Below are 22,896 nucleotides of genomic sequence, written 5' to 3'. Positions count from 1 at the left end.
AAACCGCTCTAGTGGCCGCCCTCGCCCTCGCCCTCGGCGGCGGGACCGCGGGAGGCGGGCGAGGTCGGGATCGCGAACGGCGCCAGCACCTCGAGCGGGGTGGCCGACGTGCTCACCTCGATGGTCAGCGCCAGCGAGTAGCCCGGGGCGAGCCGGCCGCTCAAGCCGATCGCCTGGAGCATCTCGGTGTCACCGGGCAGGAAGGTCTGGCTGCTCAGCGGCGCGATGGTGAACCGGGCCGGCTGCGCCGCCGACCCGGCGGGCGCAGCGCTCGCCGAAGCGGACGGGTCCGGCGCGGCGGAGGGGTCGGCGGACGGCGCCCCGGACGGCTCGGCGGACGGCTCGGCGGGCTCGGACGGCTCGGCGCCACCGGCGCGCAGCGGGCCGACGCCGACCTGGCGGGCCGACACCGCGGTCTCGCCGCCACCCTCGGCGGGCGGCCGGCTGCTGATCAGCACGGTCATCGGCTGCTCGGTCTGGTTGAATAGGCTGACCTGGATCGGCGCGTTGCCGCCGGCCGGGTAGCCCTCGGGGCTGTTGTAGACCACCTGGAGGTTGCGGACCAGCAGGGTGCCGTCGGGGCTCTGCGTGTCGAGGCCCGAGATCGGCGCCTTCAGGATGGCGGTCTCGGCGACCTGACCGGCCGAGCAGCCGCCGAGCGCGATCACGGCGACCATCGCGGCACCCGCGGCCTGTGCGACGCGGCGGGTTCCCAGCGAGCGCATCACGATCCTCCAAGAAAAGACACCAAGGGCGTACGGCTCAGCCTAGAGGCCCGTGATCCGGCTCGTGCGCCGACCCGTCCATTCACACCACCCGCCCACTGGTGACCAGCAGCAGAACGTCGATCAGCGCTACCACGAGCACCGCCCGGAACATGCCGGCCCGCCCACCGCCGGCCCGGCGCCCCGCGTACCACCCCAGCGGAAGGACCACGACGGCGGTGACGGCGGCCGCCCAGCCTGCCCACGACGGAGGCCCCGCCGGCCCCAGGACCAGCGTGAGCGTCGCACCCAGCAGGAGAATCGCGGCCGCGACGGCGGCACCGGCCGCGCCGAGCCGATGCGGCAGGCCGCGCACCCCGGTGGCCGCGTCGTCGTCGAGATCGGGCAGCACGTTCGCGAAATGCGCGCCGGCGCCGAGCAGCGCGGTCGCCGTGACCAGCCACAACGGCGGTGCCGGATGCCCCGGCAGGGCGGTCACCACAAAGGCCGGCAGGAGACCGAACGCGACCAGATAGGGCACTACCGAGAACACGGTGGACTTCAGCGGCCAGTCGTAGAGCAGTGCGACCAGTGTGGCCAGCGTGATCAGTGCGGCCGGCAACCAACCAAAAGGCAAAGCCAGGAGAGGTACGGCGAGAGTGGCCGCCAAGCCCGCGAATCCGACCGCCCGGGCGCTGATCGCACCGGACGCGACCGGCTTGTCCCGCCGGCCGGCCCGGCGGTCCCGGGACGCGTCCAGCCAGTCGTTCACCCAGCCCACCGCGAGCTGGGTGGCCGCGACGGTGAGGAGGATCCCGGCGATCCGCCAGCCGCGGTGCCCGGCGCCGATCGCCAGCAGGGTCATCGCGACGGTCACCGCGGCGCCCGGCTCCGGATGGGACGAACGAATCAGGGCAAGCGTGCGTGACATGGGCACAAGTGTGGTACTCGGCGCGGATGCGTGCCACGCTCGATCACATGGCGTCGATGTCTCGTAACGATCCGCGTCAGTACGACGACCTCGCCGCCGAGTGGTGGCGCCCCGGCGGGGGCTTCGAGATCCTGCACTGGCTGGCCGCCGCCCGCGCCCGCCTGATCCCACCGGCCACCCGGCCCGGCGCGCTGCTGGTGGACGCCGGCTGCGGCGGCGGGCTGCTGGCCCCGCACCTGGACGGCAAGGGCTACCGGCACGTGGGCGTCGACCTGCGCCGATCTGGCCTACGGCAGGCCGCGCGGCACGGCGTGCTGCCGGTGAACGGCGACGTGACCGCGCTGCCGCTGGCCTCCGGTTCGGCCGAGGTGGTCGCGGCCGGCGAGATCCTCGAACACGTCACCGACCTGCCCGGCACGGTGGCCGAGCTGTCCCGGGTGCTGCGGCCCGGCGGGCTGGTGGTGCTCGACACCGTCAACGACACCGCGCTGAGCCGGTTTGTGACGGTCACCGCGGGGGAGCGGCTCGGCGTCGCCCCGATCGGCCTGCACGATCCGGCCCTCTTCGTGCGCCCGCGCCGGCTGATCGCGGAATTCGCCCGCCATGGCGTACGCCTGACCGTGCGCGGCGCCCGCCCCACGGTGACCGGCATGATCCGCTGGCTCGCCCTGCGCCGGCCACACACCCGGGGGCGGATCGTCCCGACCCGGCCCACCGCGGTCCTCTATCAGGGCACCGGCCGCAAGGAGCAGTCATGATCGACCAAGCTCGGCGGCTGGCACCGCGGTTCGCGGCCCGGGCCGCGGCCCACGACCGGGACGGGTCCTTTCCCGCCGACGACTTCGCCGACCTGCGGGGTGCCGGGTTCTTCGGCCTGCTGGTGCCGCAGCGGCTGGGCGGGGCCGGCGCCGGGTTCGCCGACTACGCCGCGGTGGCGTACGAACTGGCCCGCGGCAACGGCGCCACCGCACTGATCTTCAACATGCACGCCTCGGTGACCGGCGCGCTGGCCGGCGTCACCGACGAACTGGCCGACGCGCTGGGCCTGCCGCCCGAGGCGATGCGGGCCCGCGACGACCACCTGCGCGCGGCCGCGGCCGGCAGTTGGTACGCGGTGGCGATGAGCGAGCGCGGGTCCGGTTCCCGGCTGTCCCAGATGGCCAGCCGGTACCGCGCGGTCGACGGCGGCTTCCACCTCGAGGGCGCCAAGACGTTCTGCTCGGGTGCCGGGCACGCCGACGCCTACCTGGTCGCGGCCCGCAGCGAGGCCGACCCCACCCAGGTCTCCCAGTTCCTGGTGCCGGCCGGCACCGGGCTGCGGGTCGAGGAGACCTGGGACGCGCTCGGCATGCGCGCCACCGCCTCGCACGACCTGCACGTCGACGTCACGGTCCCGGCCGGTGCGCTGCTCGGCGGGGTCGAGGGCCTGGCCCTGGTGGTGGCCCAGCTGGCGCCGCACTGGATGGTGGCCAGCTATGCGGCGGTCTACGTCGGGGTGGCCCGGGCCGCGGTGGACGCCGCGGTCGAACACGTGACCGCCCGCAAGCTCGGTCACCTGCCGGCCATCCGGGCCCGGATCGGCCGGGCCGACGCCGCCGTCGCGGCCGCCCACCTCGCGGTGCAGGAGGCGGCCCGCCGGGTCGACGAGGCGCCCGGCGAGGCCGAGACCAACCGCTGGGTGTGGCGGGCCAAGCTGCTGGCCGGCACCACGGCGGCCGAGGTGGCGGCGTCGATGCTGGAGGCGGCGGGCACCTCGGCGATGCGTCGCGGCCACCCGCTGGAACGCCTCTACCGGGACGCCCGGGCCGGATCGCTCCAGCCGGCCACCAGCGACGTCTGTGCCGACTGGCTGGGGGTGGACGCGCTCGGCGGCGATCCCGACTCCGACGGCTCCGCCCCCCGCTGGTAGCCCGTCGTGCAACGCTTCGCCTCGGTCGCCGGCGTGGGCATCGCCGTGCCGCCGCCGGTCACCCAGGACGAGATCTGGCACGGCTACTTCGCCGGCCATCACACCGGCCCTCGACAGGCGCTGGCCCGGCGGATCTTCTTCAACGCCGGGGTGCGGACCCGGCGGGCCGCGGTGAGTCCGCTGCTGGAGGACGTGGCGCACTGGTCCACCGAGCGCCGGATGCGCCGGTACCAGCTGGAGGCGGTGCCGCTGGGCAAGGAGGCGGCGGCCCGGGCGCTGACCGACGCCGGGTTGGCGGCGGACCGGCTGGGCCTGTTCGCGGTCTGCTCGTGCACCGGCTACGCCACTCCCGGGCTGGACATCCTGCTGGCCCGGGACCTGGGCATGGCGCCGGACGTGCGACGGCTGTTCGTGGGGCACATGGGCTGTTACGCGGCGCTGCCCGGCCTGGCCACCGCCGCCGACTTCGCGATCGCCCAGGGCCGGCCGGCGCTGCTCCTCTGCGCGGAGCTGACCAGTCTGCATCTCCAGCCGCCGGAGATCCGCGCCGACCTTCAGCAGATCGTCTCGCATGCGCTTTTCTCGGACGCCGCAGCCGCCGTCGTGGTCACTCCGGGCGGTGCGGGGTACGCGCTGCGTGAGGTAGCCGCGATCACCGACCACACCACGGCCGATCACATGACCTGGGAGGTGACCGACCTGGGGTTCCGGATGGGCCTGTCGCCGCGCGTGCCCGACGTGCTCGCGCTGCACGTCCGCGGCCTGGTCGACGGCCTGTTGGCCAGGCACGGCGTACGCATCGAGGACGTCGACGGCTGGGCCGTGCACCCCGGCGGCCCCAAGATCCTCGACGTGGTCCAGGACCGGCTCGGCCTGGACGACGAAGCGCTGGCCACGTCGCGGGAGGTGCTCGCCGCGTACGGGAACTGCTCCTCACCCACGGTGCTGCTGGCGCTGGACGCCCTCCGCCGTCGCCCGCGCCCGCCGCAACGGGTGGTGCTGCTCGCGTTCGGGCCGGGGCTCACGCTCTACGGAACTCTGCTGGAGAGCTCTACAGTCACAGCGTGATGAGCGAGCGGATGCGGGGCGTGGTCCTGTACGGCTGTGCCGCCGCGCTGCTGGCCGGCGGCGGGACGTGGTGGTTCACGGCCGCGCCGCGCGCGGAGATCGACCCCCAGATCGAGCAGTGGACGCAGGCCGCACACCGGGTCCTGCCGGATGCCCCCGACCAGCACGAGGCCGAGACGGTGGCGCTGCGCGGCGGGTACGACCACGAGGTGGTGGCCGAGTTGGAGCCCGGCAAGTATTGGGTGTCGGTCCTCTGCGTGGGCGGCGCGAGCAGCCACGTCCGGGTCACCCTGGGCGCCGCCGGCACCGACTCGGGCCTGGGCCTGACCTGCGCCGGCGACAACAAGCCGGACGTCTTCTCGGTAGGTATAGCCGACCGCCTCCGCATGCAGGTGAGCGTGAACGACGCGGGCCCGGTCGTCTTCCGCTACGCCCTGCTACGAGACCGTGACTGACCTCCTCTGCCACCATGTGCCAGGGCGGGCGGCAGCGTCAGATGCGGGCCAAATGGTGTCGAATGCTGTCGACGGATTTGGTGCGGTCAACCTTTATCGCGATATGGCCGGATTTATCGACCAGGAGGATCGCGGCGGTGTCGTCGGTCTGCGTGAGCGCGGGGAGGCCGAGCTGATCACGGACGTTGCCGGCCGGGTCGTGCAGGGACCGGACGTATTTGCCCTGGGCCTGCGGGGTTGCTCCGGTGGGCGGGGTGCCGGCGGCGGTCGCGGCGGCGGCCGAACCGGCGACGGTCAGCACCGCTATTTCGGGGCGTACCGCGGCGACGGTGTCGGATACGAGCGTTGCGCAATCGCACTTTTCGACGAAAAGGATTACGGCGGGTAGCCGTCCGTTGAGCGGAACTGTCTGACCATCGGTGCCGACCAGCTCGAGCGCGGGCAGGACGGTGCTGCGGGCCTCGGCGGTGGCGGCGGTGCGCTGGGTGGCCGGCTGGCGGGGTGGTCCGGGCCAGGCCGACGCGAACAGGCTGGCCACGGTGACCAGGACGGCCATCGAGATGATCAGTACGGGGGCACGCAGGCCGGTGGACGCGATCCGGCGGACCCGGCGCATGGCGGGCCGGTTGGCGAAGCGGCTCCAGCGGGTGGACTCATCGGTCAGGCGCAGCTCAGCCCGGATCGCCTCGACCTCGTCGTCCAGCTCGGACAGATCGTCCGGGATGACGATCACGCCCCACTCCTCGGGGAGGTCAGGCAGGTCGTCGGCCGAGCCGCCCTCGGACGACCATCCGCCGTTGTCGCTCGGACCAGCCATGACTCACCCTCCCCCCTGGCCGACCCTGTGGTTCTTCGGTCGGGGACGTATCTCGTCCAGCCTCCCTTAACGTCGGCCCGACCGCCAGTAGTGCGCGCTTCCGGACCTTAGCGATAAGCTTGACCTCACAAACGCCGTAGGTACGAAATATCCGACTCGCTGGACATGGCGGTCACGCTTTCGTCACATTGCGTTACTGAGGCAGCTCTCGGCGCTCCTGTCAAGCCGTAGAAACGCCCATCACAGGCCCTCTGAGCTGCACTAACAGTCACCGACTGGGTGGGACATCGCTGCCTGAGCGTGTTACCCTAGACACAGCGAAAGGGGCTTCGAACCTATGGTTTTCAGTGTCGGCGAGACCGTTGTTTACCCCCACCACGGGGCCGCACTCATCGAGGCAATCGAGACTAGGGTCATCAAGGGCGAGGAAAAGCAGTATCTCGTTCTGCGAGTCGCCCAGGGTGATCTGACTGTTCGGGTGCCCGCTGAGAACGCCGAGATCGTCGGCGTGCGCGAAGTGGTTGGCGAGGAAGGCCTGGGTAAGGTCTTCGACGTCCTCCGCGCTCCGCACACCGAGGAGCCGACCAACTGGTCGCGGCGTTACAAGGCCAATCTCGAGAAGCTTGCCTCCGGTAACCCGCTCAAGGTTGCCGAGGTTGTTCGTGACCTCTGGCGTCGCGAGCGCGAGCGCGGTCTCTCGGCCGGAGAGAAGCGCATGCTCGCCAAGGCCCGCGACATTCTGGTCGGTGAGGTGGCTCTCGCGGAAAAGAGCACCAAGGACGAGGCCGAGGTTCTCCTCGACAAAGTCCTCACCGAGGCCTGACCGATCCACCCCGTATTACCGCAATTGCACAGGACCGCGACGTGACCGCGAAGCTCAATGCTCGCGGTGACGTCGCGGTCCTCGTTCCTGCGGCGGGTGCCGGCTTGCGACTCGGCCCGGGCGGGCCCAAGGCGTTACGCCTGCTCGCCGGCGAGCCGTTGCTGGTGCACGCCATCCGCCGGCTAGCGGCAGCACCCTCGGTGCGGGTGATCATCGTGGCGGCCCCGGCACCCGAGACCGAGGCCGTACGCGAGTTGCTCGCCCCGATAGCTCCGGTGACCGTGGTGGCCGGCGGCCGGGAACGGCAGGAATCGGTGGCCCGGGCCCTGGCCGCGGTACCCCCCGACGTCGACATCGTGCTGGTGCACGACGCGGCGCGCGCGCTCACGCCGCCGCAGCTGATCGAGTCGGTGGCCGCCGCGGTCCGGTCCGGCCATCCCGCGGTGATTCCAGTCCTCCCGGTCGTGGACACCATCAAAGAGGTCCACCCGGCCGCCGCGCCGGCCCCGGCCGGCGTCGCGGCCCCTCCCGCGGCTGAAATGCCGTCGCCGGGTCGGGTGGAGGTGGTGGCGGGGACGGTCGATCGGGCGGTTTTGCGCAGTGTGCAGACTCCGCAAGGGTTTCGGCGGGACGTGTTGGTGGCGGCTCATGCGGGCGCTGACGGGCTGGTCACCGATGATGCGGGGCTGGTGGAGAAGGCGGGCGCGGCGGTTGTCTGTGTGCCGGGGAGCGAGCTGGCTCTGAAGATCACGCGGCCGTTTGACCTGGTCCTGGCTGAGGCGCTGCTGCACGTACCCTGGGCGCCGTGATCAATCAGCGGGTGGGGATCGGTACCGACGTGCATGCGTTTGCGGAGGGCCGGCCCTGCTGGGTGGCGGGACTGCTGTGGGCCGATGAGGTGGGTCTCGCGGGGCACTCCGACGCTGACGTGGCGGCGCACGCGGCCTGCGATGCGTTGCTCGGGGCGGCGGGGCTCGGCGACCTGGGGAGCAACTTCGGGACGTCGCGGCCGGAGTGGGCCGGTGCCTCGGGGGTGGCGATGCTCGGTGAGACCGTCCGGCTGGTGCGGGCCGGTGGCTTCGAGGTGGTCAACGTGTCGATTCAGGTGATCGGCAACCGGCCCAAGATCGGTCCGCGGCGGCAGGAGGCCCAGCGGGTGCTCTCCACGGCGGTGGGTGCTCCGGTGACCGTGTCCGGCACCACCACCGACGGGCTCGGGCTGACCGGGCGCGGCGAGGGTGTGGCCGCGATGGCGGTGGCCCTGGTGACCGCTCGCTGACAGCACGCGACCACCCCGACCCGGGTGATATCGCTCGCGCGGAGCGCCTACGCTCGACCCGTGGCCGCTCCCTTGGATCCCGAGACCACGCCGGAGGAGTACCGGCAGCGCGCGCTGCTGCTCGCCGACCTCGGCCGGTACGACGAGGCCGCCGGGGAGATCGCGGCGGGTCTGACCGACGCGCCCGACGAACCCAGCCTGCTCGGCACGCTGGCGCGGATTCACCTGGCCGCCGAGCAGCCGGCCGAGGCGCTGGTGGCCGCCGACCGGGCTGCCGCGTCGGCCCCGGCCATGCTGTCCACGCTGGTGGTGCGGGCCATGGCGCTCACCGACAGCCGGCGGTACGCGGAAGCGGCGGGCGTCGCGGGTGACATTCTGCAGCGCTGGCCCGCGGATGCGTACGCCCAACGCACCGGAGCCGCCCTCCTCAGTGAGTCGCGCAACGGCCAGGAGGCCCTCAACGCCGCGTGGAACGGTGTCCGGGCCGCGCCGACCGAAGCCGAGGCGCACCTGGTCCTGGCCGTGGTGGCGGCGCGGCTGCGGCTGTTCGAGCTGGCGCAGCGGGCCTACGCCGAGGCGCTCGACCTCGACCCGGCGATCGGTGACGCCCAGCGTGACGTGGGCATCGTCCGGTTCGAGCGGCGGCGCTGGGCGCAGGCCCTCGAAGACCTGGCCGACGAGGCTACGCTGCCGGTACCGAGCGACGACCGACCGGATCCGCAGCCGTCCCCCCGCGCCAACCCGGCGCCCGACCGGCCCGATCCGGAGGGTGCGCCGTCGCGCGGTTCGGCCAGTTGGGCCGGCCACTCCGCGGTGCAGCGCCCGACCGGCCCGGTGCTCGACCTGTCGATGGAGTCGACCGACGTGGTCCGGCGCGGCGTCCGCATCGGCGCGACCGGCATGCTGCTGGCCGGGGTGACGTCGGGCGCCATGACGCTGGTGAACGAGGGCATCTCCCGGGTGTGGGCGGGCATGATCGGGGTGCTGTTGCTGTTCGGCCTGATCGTCTGGCTCAACCGCAGCCTGACCGAACCGCTCGGCGGTGTCCTGTCCCGGCTGCGCCGGGTCAACCGGCCGCTGGCCGGCGCGGTTTACCTGTGCTTCGTGGCGCCGGTGCTGCTGCCGGTCTATGCGCTGGTGGGCGGGGTGATCCCGCTGGTGGCCGGCATGGTCCTGGCGGCAATGGCCGAATTGCTGGTCCTGACCCGCCGCTGAGTACGGGCGATGGGCCGCTAGTCGAGGACTGGGTCTCGCTGACTGGTGCGCGAGTGGTCCGGGGACGTCGGGGCTGAGTTCGCTATCGCGGCTCGCAGCCGGGGTTCGGCTGGGGGAGCTGCGGACAGGGCGTCCAGGGCCAGTAGGGCTGCGCCTGCCACCGGTGGGGTGTCCAGGACCGTCACCTCCACCGCTGGGGCCTGCTGACGGGCGCCGGCTACCACCCGGTTGTGCAGTTCGGGGTGTTGGGCCTGGAGGACGCCTCCGCCCAGGACCAGCGCGTGTGGGGCGGCCAGCAGGTTGAGGCGGCTGGCGGCTACCCGGTGCTGGGCCAGGATTTCGGTGGCCTGGCGGGCTACCAGGGTGGTGGCCACCTCGTCGCCCCGGGCGGCGGCCTGGAAAAGCAGGGGGGTCAGCTCGGCTATCCGGTCGGTCGGCAGGTCGCCCAGGTGCAGGGCGATGCTGACGGCCGCTACCGAGGGCAGGGCGAAGTGGGCGGCCACGGACGCCGACAACGCGGTGCGGCGGCCTCGGCCGTCCTCACCTCTCGCGGCGGCGCGCAGCGTGTGGTCGGCCAGGTCGTGGCCGCCGCCCCAGTCGCCGGAGATCGGGCCCAGGGCCAGGAAGCGGGCGGTTCGGCCGTCGGCTGCGCGGCCCACGCAGTTGGTGCCGGCGCCGCACACCACGGTTACCGCGTCGGGCCTGGCGGTGCCGGCCCGGAGCAGGGCGAAGCAGTCGTTGTCCACGATGGAGCGCCGCGCCCAGCCGGCCGACGACACGGCTTCGTGCAGGCGGGTCACCTCGATCGGCAGGTCGGCGCCGGCCAGGTAGACCGTGACCACCTCGATCGGGGTTTCCGGCAGCAACCCGGCCCCGGCGACGGCGGCCCGGACCAGGTCGTCCAGGACGCGGCGGGTGCCGGCCAGGCCGATCTGATGCGGGGACGAGGTGCCGCCGCGGACGAAGGACAGCACGGTGCCGGTGTCGTCGCCGAGAACCACGTCGGTCTTGGAGTTGCCGCCGTCGACGGCCAGGTAGAGCGCTCTCATCCGGCCCACGCGAGATGGTCCCGGCCGGCCGCGATCAGGTCGCCGGTGAGTTTGGCCGCGTATTCGTGCTGGCCGATCAGCGGGTGTGCCAGTAGCGCGCGATAGACGCGGTCCGGGCCACCCCGCACGGCCGCTTCCACGGCCAACTCCTCGTACCCCCAAATGTGGGTGATCAAAGCGGCCAGGTCGGGCGGCAGTGGGGTGACCGGCAGCGGAGACGGGCCCTCGAGGCCCGCCCGGGCCGAGACCTCGATGACCGCGCGGTCGGGGAGGAAGGGCAGCGTGCCGTTGTTGCGCAGGTTGACCGAGTGGACCGAGTTGTCGTCGTGGCCGAAGAGTGAAGCCAGCAGGCCGACCGCCGCCTCGGAATAGAACGCGCCGCCGCGCTCGGCCAGCAGGGCCGGCTTCGCGTCGAGGGTGACGTCGCGGTACATCTCCAGCAGCGTCGACTCGATCTCGGCAACGCGCTGGCCGCGGGTGGGGGCATTGCGCGCGTCCCGGACATGGCGGTCGTGGGCGTAGAAATAGGAGAGGTAGTACGAGGGAACGACGCCGAGCGCGCGGATAACCTCGGACGGCACGTCGACTTCCGCGGATATTTCGGAAATATGGTTTGTTAACAGGTCGGGTAGGCGATCCACATTGTCCACATAGGCGGCGCGTTCCCAGGTCAGGTGGTTGAGGCCGACGTGGTCGAGGATGACCGACGAAGGGTCGACGCCCAGGAGGCCGGCGAAGCGGCGCTGAAAGCCGATGGCCACATTGCACAGTCCGACCGCGCGGTGGCCCTCGTCGAGCAGCGCACGCGTCACGATGCCGACCGGGTTGGTGAAGTCGACGATCCAGGCTCCGGGCTTGGCGCGAGACCGGATCCGCGCCGCCACATCCAGGATCACCGGCACCGTACGCAGCGCTTTCGCCAGCCCGCCGGCGCCCGTGGTCTCCTGCCCGACGCAGCCGCAGCCGAGCGGGAACGTCTCGTCGCTGATCCGCGCCTGCTGGCCGCCGACCCGCAACTGGAGCACCGCGGCGTCGGCGTCGGTCACCCCGGCATCGAGGTCGCCGGTCCAGGTCACCTTGCCGGGATGGCCATGACGGGCAAAGATCCGGGCCGCGAACGCGCCGACGACCGCGAGCCGATCGGTGGCGGGGTCGATGAGCACCAGTTCGTCCACCATGGAGCCGAGCCGGGCGAAGCCGTCGACCAGTTCCGGCGTATAGGTCGAACCGCCGCCGATGACCGCAATCTTCACGCGTGGTATCCCTCGCGAATGGCCGCGATCAGGGCTTCCCGGACCGCCGTGAGTCCGGCGTCGAGCGCGCCCAGCAGAACAGCGTCGTCGTCGATCGTGGTGACCGCGATCGGGCTCTCCAGGGGTGCGGCCCGCCGCATCGCGGCGGTCACCGCGGACCGCAGTGTCTCGCCGCCGGCCTGGGCGATGGGTCCGGCCAGCACGACCAGGTACGGGTCGAGGACCGCGATCACCGCGGCCAGGCCGATCGCGATCCGGTCGGCCAGGTCGGTGCAGAACTCGGGCGCTCCGATCGTCGCGGCCCGGACGACCTCGGCGGGGGTCCGGCCCTCGACGCCGTTCTCCCGGCCCAGTTCCAGGATCGCGGCGCCGCCGAACAGATCCTGGAGGTCGTGCTTGCGGTGCTGCGCGCCGGGGGCGTACAGCGGCATGTAACCGATCTCGCCGGCTCCGCCCCGGGCGCCGCGTAGCAGCGTGCCGGCGATGTCGATGGCCAGGCCGAGACCCTCCTGACCGAGCCAGAGCAGGGCGAAGCCCTCAGCGTCGCGGGCCACCCCGCGCTTGCGCTCGGCGACCGCGGCCAGGTTGACGTCGTTGTCCACACCCACCTCGGTGCCGAGGGCCGCGGCGATCTGCGGCACCAGGCCCGGCCGGCCGAAGCCGGGTACGTCCACGTGCCGGATCGTCTGGGTGCCGGGGTCGTACGAGCCGGCCACGCCGATCTGCACGTGCCGGATCCGCTCGGGCGGCGTGCCGGTCTCGGACCGCAACTGGGCGACCGCGTCGACCAGCGCGGTCTGCGGGTCAGTGGTCAGAAAGTCGACTCGCGACTCGATCTGGCCGCGGACCGCGCCGGTGAGATCGCAGAGTGCCGCCACCACCGACGGCGCGCCGCTCGGGCCGATGTCGCGCACCGAGACCGCGGCCGCGAACGCGGCATCCGGGTTGGCGTCGTAGATCTCGGCGTTCGGCCCGGGGCGGCCGCTGTTGTGCCCGACCACGTTGACCAGGCCCGCCTCGGTGAGCCGGCGCAGCACCTCGGAGATCGTGGGAGTCGAGAGCGCGGTGAGTTCGCGCAGGTCGGCCCGGGTGAGCATGCCCGGATCCAGGAGGTGGGCGAGGGCGGCGCTCTCGTTCATCGCGCGCAGCAGCTTGGACGACCCGGCGAGACGCGTCACCGAGACCCCCTCGGTTGTGATAGGCAAACTGACTAACAGTTGGCTCGGACGGTAGGCATGGCGCCGGCACGTGTCAAGGCCGACCCTGAGCAGCCTAGACCGTCATATTGACCATGATTTATAAACCAAGTTAACTGTTACGAATGCCTGCCCGAAAGGGCAACGCCGGGCCGGCGGGGCTCGGGGCGCGGTGAAAACCGACATAGCGGACGTGGTTGTCCGGTTCTCGAAGCGTCTATTAGGTTCAGTTTCGTGTCAACGCTGGTACCCAAGCTCTTCGCCGGACTGGTGGATGATGCGTCCCTGTTGCCCCCCAGCTTCATCAGCCTGCCCGACGCCGTGGTCAAGCACGGTGAACATCGCGCCTCGTGGTTCGCCACCCTGCTCGGCCCGCTGCTGGTGCCCGGCTCGGTGATCAATGTCGATCTGTCCGGGCAGCGGCTGCCGGTTGCGCTGGTCGGCGACGTCGCGGTGGGTGCCGTCCCGGTCGCCGTGGAAAAGCTGCGGTCGGCCGGCGCTCTGGTCGGTCACGTCGAGGTGCCGGTGGCCCGCCGCGGCGAGGACCCGCAGCCCGGACTCGCCGAGTTGCGTTCACTGGCCGAGCAGGACAGAGACCTTGAGGTGTACGCCGAGATCCCGCTGAGCTGGGGACTGCTGGCCGCCCTGGACACGGTCGCCGAGTGCCGCGCCGAGGGGCTGCGCCTCGCCCCCAAGTTCCGGGTGGGCGGGCTCGCCGCCGAACTTTTCCCGACCCCGGTCGAACTGGCCGCGGTGCTCTGCGCCTGCCGCGACCGCAAACTGCCGTTCCGGCTGGCGGCCGGCCTGCGGCACGCGATCCGGCACACCGACCCGGAGACCGGCTTCACCCACCACGGCTTCCTCAATGTGCTGGCCGCCGCGATCGAGGCCGCGGACGGCGCCGAGGTGGCCGAGGTCGCCGAGGTGCTGGCCGCCACCCACCCACTGCCGCTGGTCGAACCGTGCCGGGCCCGGCGCGACGGCGACCGGCCGCAGTTCGTCGGCTTCGGCGCGGCCAACGTGGTCGAGCCGCTCACCGAGTTGGTCCGGCTGGGCCTGGTCAACGGAGATCCCGGGTGAGCCGGTACGGCATCGACAACCTGCCCTACGGGGTGTTCAGCCGCCCGCGCGGCGACCGGCGCATCGGCGTACGGCTGGGGTCGACGGTGGTGGATCTCGCACCGCTCGGTGGCCTCCTGGCCGCACCCACGCTGAACCCCCTGCTCGAGGCCGGCAGGCCGCAGTGGACCGAGACCCGGCGCCGGGTGACCGAGTACGTGTCCGGCACGACCGGCCGGATCCCGCTCAGCGAGGTCACCCTGCATCTGCCGTTCGAGGTGGCCGACTACACCGACTTCTATTCCTCCGAGCAGCACGCGCGCAACGTCTCGCAGATCCTGCGGCCGGACTCGCCCGGCCTGCCGCCGGCCTGGCGGCATCTGCCGATCGGCTACCACGGCCGGTCCAGCACGGTGGTGGTGTCCGGTACGCCGATCCGCCGGCCGTCCGGGCAGATCGCCGAAGGGGTGTACGCGCCGAGCGAGCGGCTGGACATCGAGGCCGAGGTCGGCTTCGTGGTGGGCGTGCCCGGCCGGCGGATCCGCACCGCCGAATTCGCCGAGCACGTGTTCGGCGTGGTGCTGGTCAACGACTGGTCGGCCCGGGACATCCAGGCCTGGGAATACCGTCCGCTCGGCCCGTTCCTGGCCAAGTCGTTCGCCACCTCGGTCTCGCCGTGGGTGGTGCCGCTCGACGCGCTGGCCACCACCGAACCGGTCGCGCAGGATCCGGTGCCGCTCGACTATCTGCTGCCGGCCGGCCCGGCCTTCGACATTCGGCTGGCCGTGGACTGGAACGACACCCGGGTCGCTACCCCGCCGTTCGCCGCGATGTACTGGACCGCCGCCCAGCAACTGGCCCACCTGACCAGCAACGGCGCCGGGGTCCGCACCGGCGACCTGTACGCGTCCGGCACCGTCTCCGGCCCGGCCCGCGACGAGGTGGGCTCGTTCCTGGAACTGACCCGCAACGGCGCCGAGCCGGTGAAGCTGACCGACGGCAGCCTGCGGCGCTTCCTGCTGGACGGCGACCGGGTCACGATCAGCGCCACCGCACCGGGCGCCGGCGGCACCGAGATCGGCTTGGGCGAGGTAACCGGAACCGTACTCGCATAGTCACTGTCGGAAACCGGTCTTTCCTCGTACGGTGTACGCGGGAGGTCACGCTATGTCGACAGTCGCGGTCACACGGTTGATCGAAGCGCCGGTGGTCACGGTCTGGCGGGTGTTCACCGACCTCGCCCGGCGTCGCGAGTGGCTCTCCGCGGTCACCGACGTCGAGGTGCTCACCGCGGGCCCGTTCGGGGCCGGCACGGTGTGGCGCGAGACCCGCCGGATGGCCGACGGCGGCGAGATCACCGAGGAGTTCCGGGTGCAGGAGTGCTCCATCCCGGACCGGTTCGTGGTCACCTCGCCGGGCATCGGCGCCGACTACCGGATGACATACGAGTTCGTGCCGGTGATCTCCGGCCGGCACCGCGGCGGCACCATGGTCACCGTGGTGCAGGACGGCGGCGCCACCGAACCGGCCGGCCGTTTCCTCGCGCTGATCTTCGGTGGGCTCGCGGCCGGGGTGGCCGAGGGCGCGCTGCGCCGCGACCTGGACGATCTCGCGGCGGCCGCCTGAGTCGGCCGCCTGAGTCGGCCGCCTGAATCGGCCGCCTGTCGGGTCGCTATGTCGGGTCGCTTGTTGGGCGTTGCTGTGGCGGGCGATTTCGGACCTATGACTCAGATCTTGTGGAACTGGTGCAACTGAGGAACGCGAACTCGCCGTGATCGAGTGCGGATCGCCCGATATGCGTGTTATGTGAGAATTGCGGGCGGCGGTGGGTCCGAATTGCGAAGGCTTGGTCCACGATCCGGGAGGGCAGCCACGATCTTGGAGCGGGGCTGCGATCTGGGTTGGCACCCACGCCTCGCAGGGCGGTCGCGAGCTGGCAGGGCGGCCGCGAGCCGGCAGGGGCGGTCGGACCTGGCAGGGCGGTCGGGACCTGGCAGGGCGGTCGGGACCTGGCAGGGCGGTCGGGACCTGGCAGGGCGGTCGGGACCTGGCAAGGCGGTCGGGACCTGGCAAGGCGGTCGGGACCTGGCAGGGCGGTCGCGAGCCGGCAGAGCGGCGCGATCTCGGGATATTAGGGCAGCTGGGTTATGAGTCGGGCCCAGGCCTCCTCGCCGGCTCCGGCTATGGGGCCGTCGTCGCCGAGTGTGGCTGGCAGGATCGGCGGCGGGGTGGTCCGGCGTACCGACATTAGTCCGGCCCGGTAGGCCGCGTTGATCTCCGGGCCGGCGGCGGCCAGCAGGTCGACGCCCACCCCGCCGAGCGTCACCAGGTCGGCGTCCAAGGCGTTGACCAGGCCGGCCATGCCTCGGCCGAGGGCTGCCGCGACGGTGCGGACGGCGGTGCGTTCCGGCTCGGTGGTGGCCGCGATTATCCGGCGGGCGTAGCTGACCGGGTCGGGTGGTTCGGGTTGGCCCAGGAGGCGGGCCAGGGCGGTGCCGTCCACGGCGGTGCCCCAGCAGCCGGACGCGCCGCAGCCGCAGGTGATCGCCGGGTCGCCGAACGGCATGTGGCCGAACTCGCCGCCGGCACCGCGCGCGCCGACCAGCACCCGGCCCTGGTCGACCACCGCGCCGCCGAGACCTCCCTCGATGCGCAGGTGCAGGGCGACCGCGGCGCCGGTCGCGGCGCCCCGGGTGGATTCGGCCGCGGCGGCGAGAGTGGCGTCGTTGCCGGCCACAAGAACAACTGTGGATGAGAGTGGCGGCCAGAGCGAGTTCAGGTCTATGTCGTGCCAGTCCAGGCCGCTGGCGTCCAGGCGCAGGTCGGGGGAGACCGTGCCGGGCACCGAGAGGCCCATGGCGCGCAGCCGGTCCCCGTACGTCTCCCGCAATTGCTCGACCGCGGCCGTGACCAGCGCGGTCACCGCAACCCATGACTCGCCGCCGTGCGGACCGCGGGTGGACGCCAGCGCCTTACCGCCCAGTTCGACCACGTCGGCCCGCCACGCCTCGTGGGTGATCGCGACCGCCACCACGAGCGGCCCGGCCGGGTGCGGTACGAGAACCGTGGTGGGCCGGCCGCGGGAGCCGCTCGGTGCGGCCGGTGCCTCGGCCAGCAGCGACTGCTGGGCCAGCCGGGACACCAGCTCGGTGGCCGCGCCGGTGCCGACGCCGAGCAGGCGGGCCGCCTCGGCCCGGGTGACGCCGGGGCGCGCGTGTGCCACCCGGAGCAGCTCGGTTGAGCGCGTCGTCACAGTGGGTTCCCCTTTTTTGCTCGAATCTAGAGCTTATTCTGCGGTGGTGACCATGAACCGCTCCGCCCTGGTTGCCCTCGGCGGCTCCACCTTCTGTTACGTGGCTGCCGAGACGCTGCCGATCGGTCTGCTGCCGCAGATCGCCGGCGATCTCGAGGTCGCCGAGTCGGACGTCGGGCTGTTGCTGACCAGCTATGCCGTGGTCGCCGCGGTGAGCACCATCCCGCTGACCGCGCTCACCATGCGGGTGCCCCGGCACCGGCTCATCGCGATCACCGTAGCGGTCTTCGCGGTGTCCCAGTTCGCGGCCGCGCTGGCGCCCACCTTCCTGCTGCTCACCCTGGCCAGACTGGTCTGTGCGCTGGCGCACGGCGTCTTCTGGTCGGTGCTCGCGCCGGTCACCGCCCGGCTGGCGCCGCCGGGGCGGGCCGGCCGGGCGACGGCGCTGGTCTTCGTCGGCAACTCGCTGGCCGTGGTGGCCGGCGTGCCGCTGGGCACCGCGCTGGGTCAGTGGCTCGGCTGGCGGGTCGCGGTCGGCGCGTTCGCGGCCGGCGGCGCGATCTGCGTGCTGCTGTTGTGGCGCCTGCTGCCGGCCATGGATCCGCTGCCGCGGGACCGGAACACCCGGGTCGGCACGCAGTTGCTGGCCGCGGTGACGATCGTCCGGGACCGGCGGGTGCTGCTGCTCTGCCTCACGACGGTGGCCGTAGTGGTCGGCCACTTCGCGGCGTACACCTATCTCGCCCCGCTGGCCCGGCGCAACGGCGACCTGGAAGGGCTCGGGCTCAGCGCTCTGCTGCTCGGATACGGCGCAGTGGGGCTGATCGCGAGTTTCACGGTGGGCCGCTTCGTCGACCGGCGGCCGGGCCCGGCGCTGACCGGCCTGCTGGCGGTGATGGCCGTGTCGGTGGCCCTGCTGGCGCCGGTGCTCGGGACCGTGCCCACGGTGATCGCGACCGTGCTGTGGGGCGGCGCGTTCGGTGCCATGCCGGTCTGCCTGACCGCCACCGTGCTGCGGGTGGCACCCCGGGCCCGGGACGCGGCCTCGGCCCTGCATGTGGTGTCGTTCCAGATCGGGATCGGCGGTGGCGCGTTCGTCGGCGAGCGGCTGACCGCGACCGGGCACCTGGGCGTCGCTCCGCTGCTGGCGGCCGGCCTCGCGCTGGTGGCGCTGCTGCTGGTCGTCTCGGCGCGGCAGGTCTTCCCGGTCCGGCTGGACGAGGAGGAACACCGCCGCGTCGAGGCGGCCCTGGTTGGTTAGCCCTGCTGGTCTAGGGCCAGTTCGGCGGCGGCGAGGAACGCGTCGTTCTCCTCCGGGGTGCCGATCGTGACGCGTACGCCCTCGGGCTGGAACGGGCGGACGATCACCCCGCGCCCCTCGCAGACCGCGCCGAAGGGCGCGGACCGGTCGCCCAGCGGCAGCCAGACGAAGTTGGCCTGGCTGTCCGGCACCGCCACGTGCAGCTTGCGCAGCGCCTCGGTGACCCGCTCGCGCTCGGCCACCACCAGCGCGCAGCGGCGGGTGACCTCGGCCTCCTGCTCGAGCGCGGCGAGCGCGGCGGCCTGCGCCACCAGGCTGGTGGAGAACGGCGTGACCACCTTGCGGATGGTGGCCGCCACCTCGGGCTGCGCGACCAGGAAGCCCATCCGCAGCCCGGCCAGGCCCCACGCCTTGGACATCGTGCGCAGCACCACCACGTTGGGGCGGTCGGCGTAGGTGGCGAGGGCGTCCGGCACCTCGGGGTCGGTGACCATTTCGCGGTACGCCTCGTCGATCACCACGAGCACGTCGGACGGCACCTCGGCGAGGAACCGTTCGAGCTCGGCCCGGCGGACCGCGGTGCCGGTCGGGTTGTTCGGGTTGCAGACGATCACCAGGCGAGTCCGGTCGGTGATCGCGTCGGCCATCGCCGGCAGGTCGTGGCCGTGGCCCGCGGTGTTCGGCACCTTGATCGAGGTGGCCCCGGAGCCGGCCGAGATGATCGGGTACGCCTCGAACGAGCGCCACGAGTAGACGATCTCGTCGCCCGGCAGACAGGTGGCCTTGACCAGGATCTCGGCCAGCGCCACCGACCCGCAGCCGGTGACGACCCGGTCGGCGGAGACCCCGTACCGCGCGGCCAGGGCGTCGCGCAGCGCGACCACGCCCATGTCCGGGTAGCGGTGCGCGGTGCGCATCGCCTCGGCCACCGCCTCCGGCACGCCGGGCAGCGGCCCGTACGGCACCTCGTTGCTGGCCAGCTTGATCGCCTCGGCGATGCCCAGCTCGCGGGTGAGATCGGCGAGGCTGCGGCCGGGCACGTACGCGGGCAGGCTGTCCAGGTCGGCGCGGGTCAGGCGGGTCATCATCGTCCCCCGGTGGAAGTGGAAGTGCCGCCGCCGCCGGTGGTGGCGTCGACGGGCTGACGGTCGTCGGGTGGCAGCGCGATGACCACGGTGCGGGCCGTCTTGTCGTGGTATGCCTGCCGCAACTGCGGGTCGAACACCGGCGACAGCGAGTCGATGAACTGGAACAGCAGGCCGATGCCGAGGCAGCCCCAGGCCGGGGTCCACATGCCGAGCTGGGCCCACCGGCGGAACGCCCGGCCGAAGCCGAGCGGCTCGGTGTTCTCCAGCGCGACCACCTTGATCCGCATCAGCCGCTTGCCCAGAGTCTGCCCGCTGCTGCCGATCGACGGTGCCTCGTAGACCAGCCAGAGCAGGGTGGCCACGATCAGCATGGCCCAGAGCAGGCCCTCCATCCGGCCGGACGGCTCGACGTCGTACGCGCTCCCGCCGTTGGCCATCTGGTCGAGCGTGGCGCGGTAGATCGGCGCGAACTCCTGGAGGAACTGGTACGCGAACCAGCCGTTCACCACGATGTTGAGCAGTAGCACGGCGAGGATGTCGAGCAGGCGGGCGACCAGTCGCGGCCCGAGCCCGGCCAGCGCGTAGCCGTGCGGGCGGGCCTCGGCCATCGGGTAGTAGCCGGCGCGCATGCCGGGCGGCGGTTGCCAGCCCGGGGGCGGCTGCCAACCCGGAGGCGGCTGCCAACCCGGGGGCGGCTGCCAGCCGGGCGGCGGCGGTTGCGGTCCCCAGCCGGGCGGGGGCGAGGTCGGCTGCGGTGGCGGCGCCTGCTGAGGCGGCGCGTGCTGGGGCGGCAGCCAGGCCGGCGGGGACGTGGGCTGGGTGGCAATCGGCGGCGTCGGCTCCGCCGGGGTCTCCTCCTCGGGCGGCGGAGGACCGTCCGGCGGGACCGCGTCGGCGGGGATGGCCTTACCGATCCAACCCTCACCGTCCCAGTAGCGCTGGGTGGAGGTGTCGGCGGGGTCCTTGTACCAGCCGGCGGGCAACGAGCTCATGGGGAAACCTTAACCACCACGGTTTTTGCGGCCTTGTCGTGCAGGGTCTGCTGGTAGGGCTTGTCCCAGAGCGGCCAGAAGCAGTCCACATAATGCAGAAAAGGTACGAACGAACCGGCCACGAACTCGACCAGGTAGCGCTTGACCGCCATGCCGCGGGTCAGCCGCCGGGCCGGGTCGATCGGCACCACCCGGATCCGCATGAGCCGCTTGCCCAGTGTCTGTCCGGTGCGGTGCATGTACTCCACCGCGTAGAGGTAATAGCCGAGCAGCACGACGATCAGCAGTCCGGCTTCGATCAGCAGGACCGGCAGGACGACGTCGAACGGGTCGAAGCCGGCGGTCACGGTGCCGGGCTCCGGTAGGACCTGGAAGATCAGTACCGCCACCACCGGTGCTGCGACCACGACGGTGCCGGCTGTCAGCAGAGCAATATCGATCATGTACGCGAGCAGCCGCGTACCGAAATCCGCCAGTGGCACCCCGCCCGGGCTCAGTGGCGCGGGTGGCGGCACGTGCCACCGGTAGGGGCCGCCGGGATGCCCGGGCGGCACCGGCACGAAGTAACCGGGCTCCTGCGTCACGCGGACAGTGTTACAGGTTTCCGGGGCTGTGCAATACGTACGGTAAGTTCCCCGGATGACTATGCAGTCTGTTCAGCTCGACGCCCTCGATGCCCGCCTGGTCGAACTGCTCGACGAGGCGCCCCGGATCGGCGTCCTGGAACTCTCCCGGCGGCTCGCGGTCGCGCGCGGGACCGTGCAGGCGCGGCTGGACAAGCTGATCGCGCGGGGCGCGATCAAGGGCTTCGGGCCCGAGGTGGTCCCGGACGCGATCGGCTTCGGGGTGATGAGCTTCGTGACCTTGGAGATCAGTCAGCGGTACGGGCACACCGCGGTGGCCGACCATCTCGCCGACATCCCCGAGGTGCTGGAGGCGCACACCATCACCGGCAGCGGCGACGTGCTGTGCCGGATAGTGGCCCGGTCGAACGCCGACCTCCAGCGGGTGATCGACCAGATCGTCGGCTACGAGGGCATCGTCCGGGCGCACACGATCATCGCCCTGGCCGAGTTGATCCCGTACCGGACCCTGCCCCTGGTCCGGGCCGCCGCTACCGGGTGAAACCCAATTAAAGACATCGACACGGACAAATCGGAGATCCATCCCGCGGGGGATTGACGTCGTTAGCGTGTCGCGCATGGCGTCGGCGGGCAGTCCCTGGAGGAGCTATCTCCTCGCCGCCGTCATTGTCGTGATCGTCCTGGCCACCACGAACACGTGGAACCCGTGGCCGAAGTTCTGGGCCTGGTTCAACACCAGCGAGCCGATCGCGTCCGGGGTGTCCCGCTGGCAGCAGACCATCGGCGGCAGCCCGCAGAGCGTCACCATCGCCGGCGACGCGGTGATCGTCGAATACCGCACCTCGGTCGAGTCATACGGGCTGCACGCCGGCGTCCGGCTGTGGGGCAACGACGCCGACTGGGCCGCGGTGGCCGGCGAGGGCAACGACGCCGTGGTGGTCACCGGCCGGCTGCTCACCAAGGGCTACCAGGTGTTCGACCCACGCAGCGGCACCATCCGGCGGGCCGACTCCGAGGCGACGGCGGTGTGGGCGTACCAGAATGCGATTGTTGATCTTCGTTGTGGCAAGGGCGGCGAGTGTGAGCTGACCGCCTGGGACCCGCGCGGCAACGCCCGGTGGCGGGTGAGCACCGGCGGCATCGGCTTCGTGCTGAACGCCGCCAACCCCGACCTGCCGGACACCCAGGCGATGACCGCGAACGGGGTGGACGACGACGTGGCCGGTCCGCGGCGCATGCCGGCGCTGCTCGGGCTGCCCGAGGACGGCAAGGTCCGGGTGATCGACACCGCCACCGGCAGGCTCGTGCAGACCGCGGAACCGGCCGGCGACCAGCGGATCGCGGTGGCCGGCGGCCGGGTGCTGACGGTGACCGCCACGGCCGCCGACGGCACCTGCTACTTCGACGTGGTGGCCACCGACCCGCCGGCCGGCGGCACGGTCTGGCGGCGGGACGGGCTCAACCTGCGGACCGCGGACAACGGCTCGGGCTGCCGCCAGGACCGGGACCCGGCCGGCGGCGAGGACGTGGTGCTCGGCGTCGACCCGGTGGGCAGGCAGGAGTTGCTCGCGGCGCACGACGGGCGGGCACTGTGGCAGGGCAACCGGGGCGAGGAGGTGCTCGCGGTCAACGACCGGTTCGCGGTGGTCCGCAGCGCCGACAAGGCGACATTGCGCGGCATCTCGCTGGCCCGCGGGCGGTCGGCGTGGACCCGGCCGGCCGGGACGGGGTCGTCCGCGGCGCTCTCCCCGCACGCTGTGGTGACTGTCACTACCAAGCCGGCCCGGGTGACGGCGATTTCACCCTCGAACGGGCGGGTGCTCGCCGATGTCCGTACCCACGCCAAGATTTTCGCGGTCGGCCCGGCCGGAATGATCGCCGTCGACGGGCGCGATATGGCATACCTGCCGTTTGCTTGACCGAACTGGTATCCCGGCACCCCCGGGAGTGGTTCGCGCCC

At 72.3% G+C, this 22,896-nt stretch carries 23 protein-coding genes and 1 pseudogene; 14 read left to right on the top strand and 10 right to left on the bottom strand.

Annotated features, from left to right (window positions below):
• Positions 1–8: 8 nt before the first annotated feature.
• Together Ari01nite_RS27325 and Ari01nite_RS27320 are read right to left on the bottom strand one after the other, a co-directional pair.
• Positions 9–725 carry a hypothetical protein gene (locus tag Ari01nite_RS27325; RefSeq protein ID WP_203785036.1) on the bottom strand — a complete coding sequence of 239 codons (717 nt, stop codon included), beginning with the start codon at positions 723–725 and terminating at the stop codon, positions 9–11.
• 82 nt (positions 726–807) lie between these two features.
• Positions 808–1,635 carry a UbiA family prenyltransferase gene (locus tag Ari01nite_RS27320; protein ID WP_203785035.1) on the bottom strand — a complete coding sequence of 276 codons (828 nt, stop codon included), beginning with the start codon at positions 1,633–1,635 and terminating at the stop codon, positions 808–810.
• A gap of 47 nt (positions 1,636–1,682) precedes the next feature.
• On the opposite strand from Ari01nite_RS27320, the gene Ari01nite_RS27315 reads away from it, so the two are divergent.
• The 4 genes from Ari01nite_RS27315 to Ari01nite_RS27300 are packed head-to-tail and all read left to right on the top strand — an operon-like array spanning position 1,683 to position 5,067.
• Positions 1,683–2,393: a methyltransferase domain-containing protein gene (locus tag Ari01nite_RS27315; RefSeq protein ID WP_203785034.1), complete on the top strand. Its 711-nt coding sequence runs from the start codon at positions 1,683–1,685 to the stop codon at positions 2,391–2,393.
• Complete coding sequence (locus Ari01nite_RS27310) at positions 2,390–3,544, top strand: acyl-CoA dehydrogenase family protein (RefSeq protein ID WP_203785033.1); 1,155 nt, start codon at positions 2,390–2,392, stop codon at positions 3,542–3,544. Before Ari01nite_RS27315 ends, Ari01nite_RS27310 begins: the two co-directional genes overlap by 4 nt.
• 6 nt (positions 3,545–3,550) lie before the next feature.
• Positions 3,551–4,612: a type III polyketide synthase gene (locus Ari01nite_RS27305; protein ID WP_203785032.1), complete on the top strand. Its 1,062-nt coding sequence runs from the start codon at positions 3,551–3,553 to the stop codon at positions 4,610–4,612.
• Positions 4,612–5,067, top strand: a complete 456-nt coding sequence (locus Ari01nite_RS27300) for a DUF6023 family protein (protein ID WP_203785031.1) — start codon at positions 4,612–4,614, stop codon at positions 5,065–5,067. Before Ari01nite_RS27305 ends, Ari01nite_RS27300 begins: the two co-directional genes overlap by 1 nt.
• A gap of 37 nt (positions 5,068–5,104) precedes the next feature.
• Here Ari01nite_RS27300 and Ari01nite_RS27295 read toward each other — a convergent pair whose 3' ends face one another.
• Positions 5,105–5,884: a hypothetical protein gene (locus tag Ari01nite_RS27295; RefSeq protein WP_203785030.1), complete on the bottom strand. Its 780-nt coding sequence runs from the start codon at positions 5,882–5,884 to the stop codon at positions 5,105–5,107.
• A gap of 337 nt (positions 5,885–6,221) precedes the next feature.
• Here Ari01nite_RS27295 and Ari01nite_RS27290 point away from each other — a divergent pair, with 337 nt between their 5' ends.
• Genes Ari01nite_RS27290 through Ari01nite_RS27275 form a run of 4 tightly spaced genes read left to right on the top strand, consistent with a single transcriptional unit; the run spans position 6,222 to position 9,201 of the window.
• On the top strand, positions 6,222–6,707 hold the full coding sequence (locus Ari01nite_RS27290) for a CarD family transcriptional regulator (RefSeq protein ID WP_030443670.1): 486 nt from the start codon (positions 6,222–6,224) through the stop codon (positions 6,705–6,707).
• A gap of 41 nt (positions 6,708–6,748) precedes the next feature.
• A complete protein-coding gene (ispD, locus tag Ari01nite_RS27285) occupies positions 6,749–7,516 on the top strand; it encodes a 2-C-methyl-D-erythritol 4-phosphate cytidylyltransferase (RefSeq protein ID WP_203785029.1) in 768 nt (255 codons plus the stop codon).
• A complete protein-coding gene (ispF, locus tag Ari01nite_RS27280; protein WP_203785028.1) occupies positions 7,513–7,986 on the top strand; it encodes a 2-C-methyl-D-erythritol 2,4-cyclodiphosphate synthase in 474 nt (157 codons plus the stop codon). Before ispD ends, ispF begins: the two co-directional genes overlap by 4 nt.
• A gap of 60 nt (positions 7,987–8,046) precedes the next feature.
• Complete coding sequence (locus Ari01nite_RS27275) at positions 8,047–9,201, top strand: tetratricopeptide repeat protein (protein WP_203785027.1); 1,155 nt, start codon at positions 8,047–8,049, stop codon at positions 9,199–9,201.
• Positions 9,202–9,218: 17 nt separating this feature from the next.
• Here the strand turns inward: Ari01nite_RS27275 and Ari01nite_RS27270 are convergent, their stop codons facing one another.
• The 3 genes from Ari01nite_RS27270 to Ari01nite_RS27260 are packed head-to-tail and all read right to left on the bottom strand — an operon-like array spanning position 9,219 to position 12,681.
• A complete protein-coding gene (locus Ari01nite_RS27270; RefSeq protein ID WP_203785026.1) occupies positions 9,219–10,250 on the bottom strand; it encodes an N-acetylglucosamine kinase in 1,032 nt (343 codons plus the stop codon).
• Entirely contained in the window at positions 10,247–11,503 is a 1,257-nt protein-coding gene (locus Ari01nite_RS27265; RefSeq protein ID WP_203785025.1) for a family 4 glycosyl hydrolase, read from the bottom strand. The genes Ari01nite_RS27270 and Ari01nite_RS27265 overlap by 4 nt, the downstream gene beginning before the upstream one ends.
• On the bottom strand, positions 11,500–12,681 hold the full coding sequence (locus Ari01nite_RS27260) for an ROK family transcriptional regulator (RefSeq protein ID WP_203785024.1): 1,182 nt from the start codon (positions 12,679–12,681) through the stop codon (positions 11,500–11,502). The genes Ari01nite_RS27265 and Ari01nite_RS27260 overlap by 4 nt, the downstream gene beginning before the upstream one ends.
• A 252-nt stretch (positions 12,682–12,933) precedes the next feature.
• On the opposite strand from Ari01nite_RS27260, the gene Ari01nite_RS27255 reads away from it, so the two are divergent.
• The 3 genes and pseudogenes from Ari01nite_RS27255 (at position 12,934) to Ari01nite_RS27245 (ending at position 15,384) form a co-directional block, all read left to right on the top strand.
• Positions 12,934–13,779, top strand: coding sequence for a hypothetical protein (locus tag Ari01nite_RS27255; protein WP_203785023.1), 846 nt, complete (start codon positions 12,934–12,936; stop codon positions 13,777–13,779).
• Positions 13,769–14,873 (top strand): annotated as a pseudogene (locus Ari01nite_RS27250) (fumarylacetoacetate hydrolase family protein). The gene Ari01nite_RS27255 and the pseudogene Ari01nite_RS27250 overlap by 11 nt, the downstream one beginning before the upstream one ends.
• Before the next feature lie 52 nt (positions 14,874–14,925).
• The gene (locus Ari01nite_RS27245; RefSeq protein ID WP_203785021.1) at positions 14,926–15,384 is read left to right on the top strand and encodes an SRPBCC family protein; all 459 of its coding nucleotides are present in this window, start codon (positions 14,926–14,928) and stop codon (positions 15,382–15,384) included.
• Positions 15,385–15,889: 505 nt separating this feature from the next.
• Here Ari01nite_RS27245 and Ari01nite_RS27240 read toward each other — a convergent pair.
• Entirely contained in the window at positions 15,890–17,011 is a 1,122-nt protein-coding gene (locus Ari01nite_RS27240; RefSeq protein ID WP_203785020.1) for an ROK family protein, read from the bottom strand.
• A gap of 52 nt (positions 17,012–17,063) precedes the next feature.
• Here Ari01nite_RS27240 and Ari01nite_RS27235 point away from each other — a divergent pair, with 52 nt between their 5' ends.
• Entirely contained in the window at positions 17,064–18,272 is a 1,209-nt protein-coding gene (locus Ari01nite_RS27235) for an MFS transporter (protein WP_203785115.1), read from the top strand.
• Here Ari01nite_RS27235 and hisC read toward each other — a convergent pair.
• The 3 genes from hisC to Ari01nite_RS27220 are packed head-to-tail and all read right to left on the bottom strand — an operon-like array spanning position 18,269 to position 20,936.
• A complete protein-coding gene (gene hisC / locus Ari01nite_RS27230) occupies positions 18,269–19,357 on the bottom strand; it encodes a histidinol-phosphate transaminase (RefSeq protein WP_203785019.1) in 1,089 nt (362 codons plus the stop codon). The two genes, Ari01nite_RS27235 and hisC, sit on opposite strands and share 4 nt — an antisense overlap.
• Complete coding sequence (locus tag Ari01nite_RS27225) at positions 19,357–20,352, bottom strand: RDD family protein (protein WP_203785018.1); 996 nt, start codon at positions 20,350–20,352, stop codon at positions 19,357–19,359. The genes hisC and Ari01nite_RS27225 overlap by 1 nt, the downstream gene beginning before the upstream one ends.
• The gene (locus Ari01nite_RS27220) at positions 20,349–20,936 is read right to left on the bottom strand and encodes an RDD family protein (protein ID WP_239163065.1); all 588 of its coding nucleotides are present in this window, start codon (positions 20,934–20,936) and stop codon (positions 20,349–20,351) included. The genes Ari01nite_RS27225 and Ari01nite_RS27220 overlap by 4 nt, the downstream gene beginning before the upstream one ends.
• Positions 20,937–20,991: 55 nt before the next feature.
• Here Ari01nite_RS27220 and Ari01nite_RS27215 point away from each other — a divergent pair, with 55 nt between their 5' ends.
• Both Ari01nite_RS27215 and Ari01nite_RS27210 read left to right on the top strand, forming a co-directional pair.
• Positions 20,992–21,477: an Lrp/AsnC family transcriptional regulator gene (locus tag Ari01nite_RS27215; RefSeq protein WP_203785017.1), complete on the top strand. Its 486-nt coding sequence runs from the start codon at positions 20,992–20,994 to the stop codon at positions 21,475–21,477.
• A 76-nt stretch (positions 21,478–21,553) separates the two neighbouring features.
• Entirely contained in the window at positions 21,554–22,855 is a 1,302-nt protein-coding gene (locus Ari01nite_RS27210) for a PQQ-binding-like beta-propeller repeat protein (protein WP_203785016.1), read from the top strand.
• Positions 22,856–22,896: the final 41 nt, after the last annotated feature.

It is taken from the genome of Paractinoplanes rishiriensis, assembly GCF_016862375.1.
Lineage (GTDB): Bacteria > Actinomycetota > Actinomycetes > Mycobacteriales > Micromonosporaceae > Actinoplanes > Actinoplanes rishiriensis.
The sequence above is the reverse complement of the archived record's forward strand: the minus strand, read 5'-3'. Positions and strand labels throughout refer to the sequence as shown.

Excerpts from the sequence above, each read along its gene's own strand:
- Ari01nite_RS27235 (WP_203785115.1), top strand. The coding sequence starts at position 17,064 with ATGAACCGCTCCGCCCTGGTTGCCCTCGGCGGCTCCACCTTCTGTTAC.
- hisC (WP_203785019.1), bottom strand. The coding sequence starts at position 19,357 with ATGACCCGCCTGACCCGCGCCGACCTGGACAGCCTGCCCGCGTACGTG.
- Ari01nite_RS27315 (WP_203785034.1), top strand. The coding sequence starts at position 1,683 with ATGGCGTCGATGTCTCGTAACGATCCGCGTCAGTACGACGACCTCGCC.
- Ari01nite_RS27225 (WP_203785018.1), bottom strand. The coding sequence starts at position 20,352 with ATGAGCTCGTTGCCCGCCGGCTGGTACAAGGACCCCGCCGACACCTCC.
- Ari01nite_RS27245 (WP_203785021.1), top strand. The coding sequence starts at position 14,926 with ATGTCGACAGTCGCGGTCACACGGTTGATCGAAGCGCCGGTGGTCACG.
- Ari01nite_RS27325 (WP_203785036.1), bottom strand. The coding sequence starts at position 725 with ATGCGCTCGCTGGGAACCCGCCGCGTCGCACAGGCCGCGGGTGCCGCG.
- Ari01nite_RS27295 (WP_203785030.1), bottom strand. The coding sequence starts at position 5,884 with ATGGCTGGTCCGAGCGACAACGGCGGATGGTCGTCCGAGGGCGGCTCG.
- Ari01nite_RS27270 (WP_203785026.1), bottom strand. The coding sequence starts at position 10,250 with ATGAGAGCGCTCTACCTGGCCGTCGACGGCGGCAACTCCAAGACCGAC.
- Ari01nite_RS27300 (WP_203785031.1), top strand. The coding sequence starts at position 4,612 with ATGAGCGAGCGGATGCGGGGCGTGGTCCTGTACGGCTGTGCCGCCGCG.
- Ari01nite_RS27310 (WP_203785033.1), top strand. The coding sequence starts at position 2,390 with ATGATCGACCAAGCTCGGCGGCTGGCACCGCGGTTCGCGGCCCGGGCC.
- Ari01nite_RS27210 (WP_203785016.1), top strand. The coding sequence starts at position 21,554 with ATGGCGTCGGCGGGCAGTCCCTGGAGGAGCTATCTCCTCGCCGCCGTC.
- Ari01nite_RS27320 (WP_203785035.1), bottom strand. The coding sequence starts at position 1,635 with ATGTCACGCACGCTTGCCCTGATTCGTTCGTCCCATCCGGAGCCGGGC.
- Ari01nite_RS27290 (WP_030443670.1), top strand. The coding sequence starts at position 6,222 with ATGGTTTTCAGTGTCGGCGAGACCGTTGTTTACCCCCACCACGGGGCC.
- Ari01nite_RS27215 (WP_203785017.1), top strand. The coding sequence starts at position 20,992 with ATGACTATGCAGTCTGTTCAGCTCGACGCCCTCGATGCCCGCCTGGTC.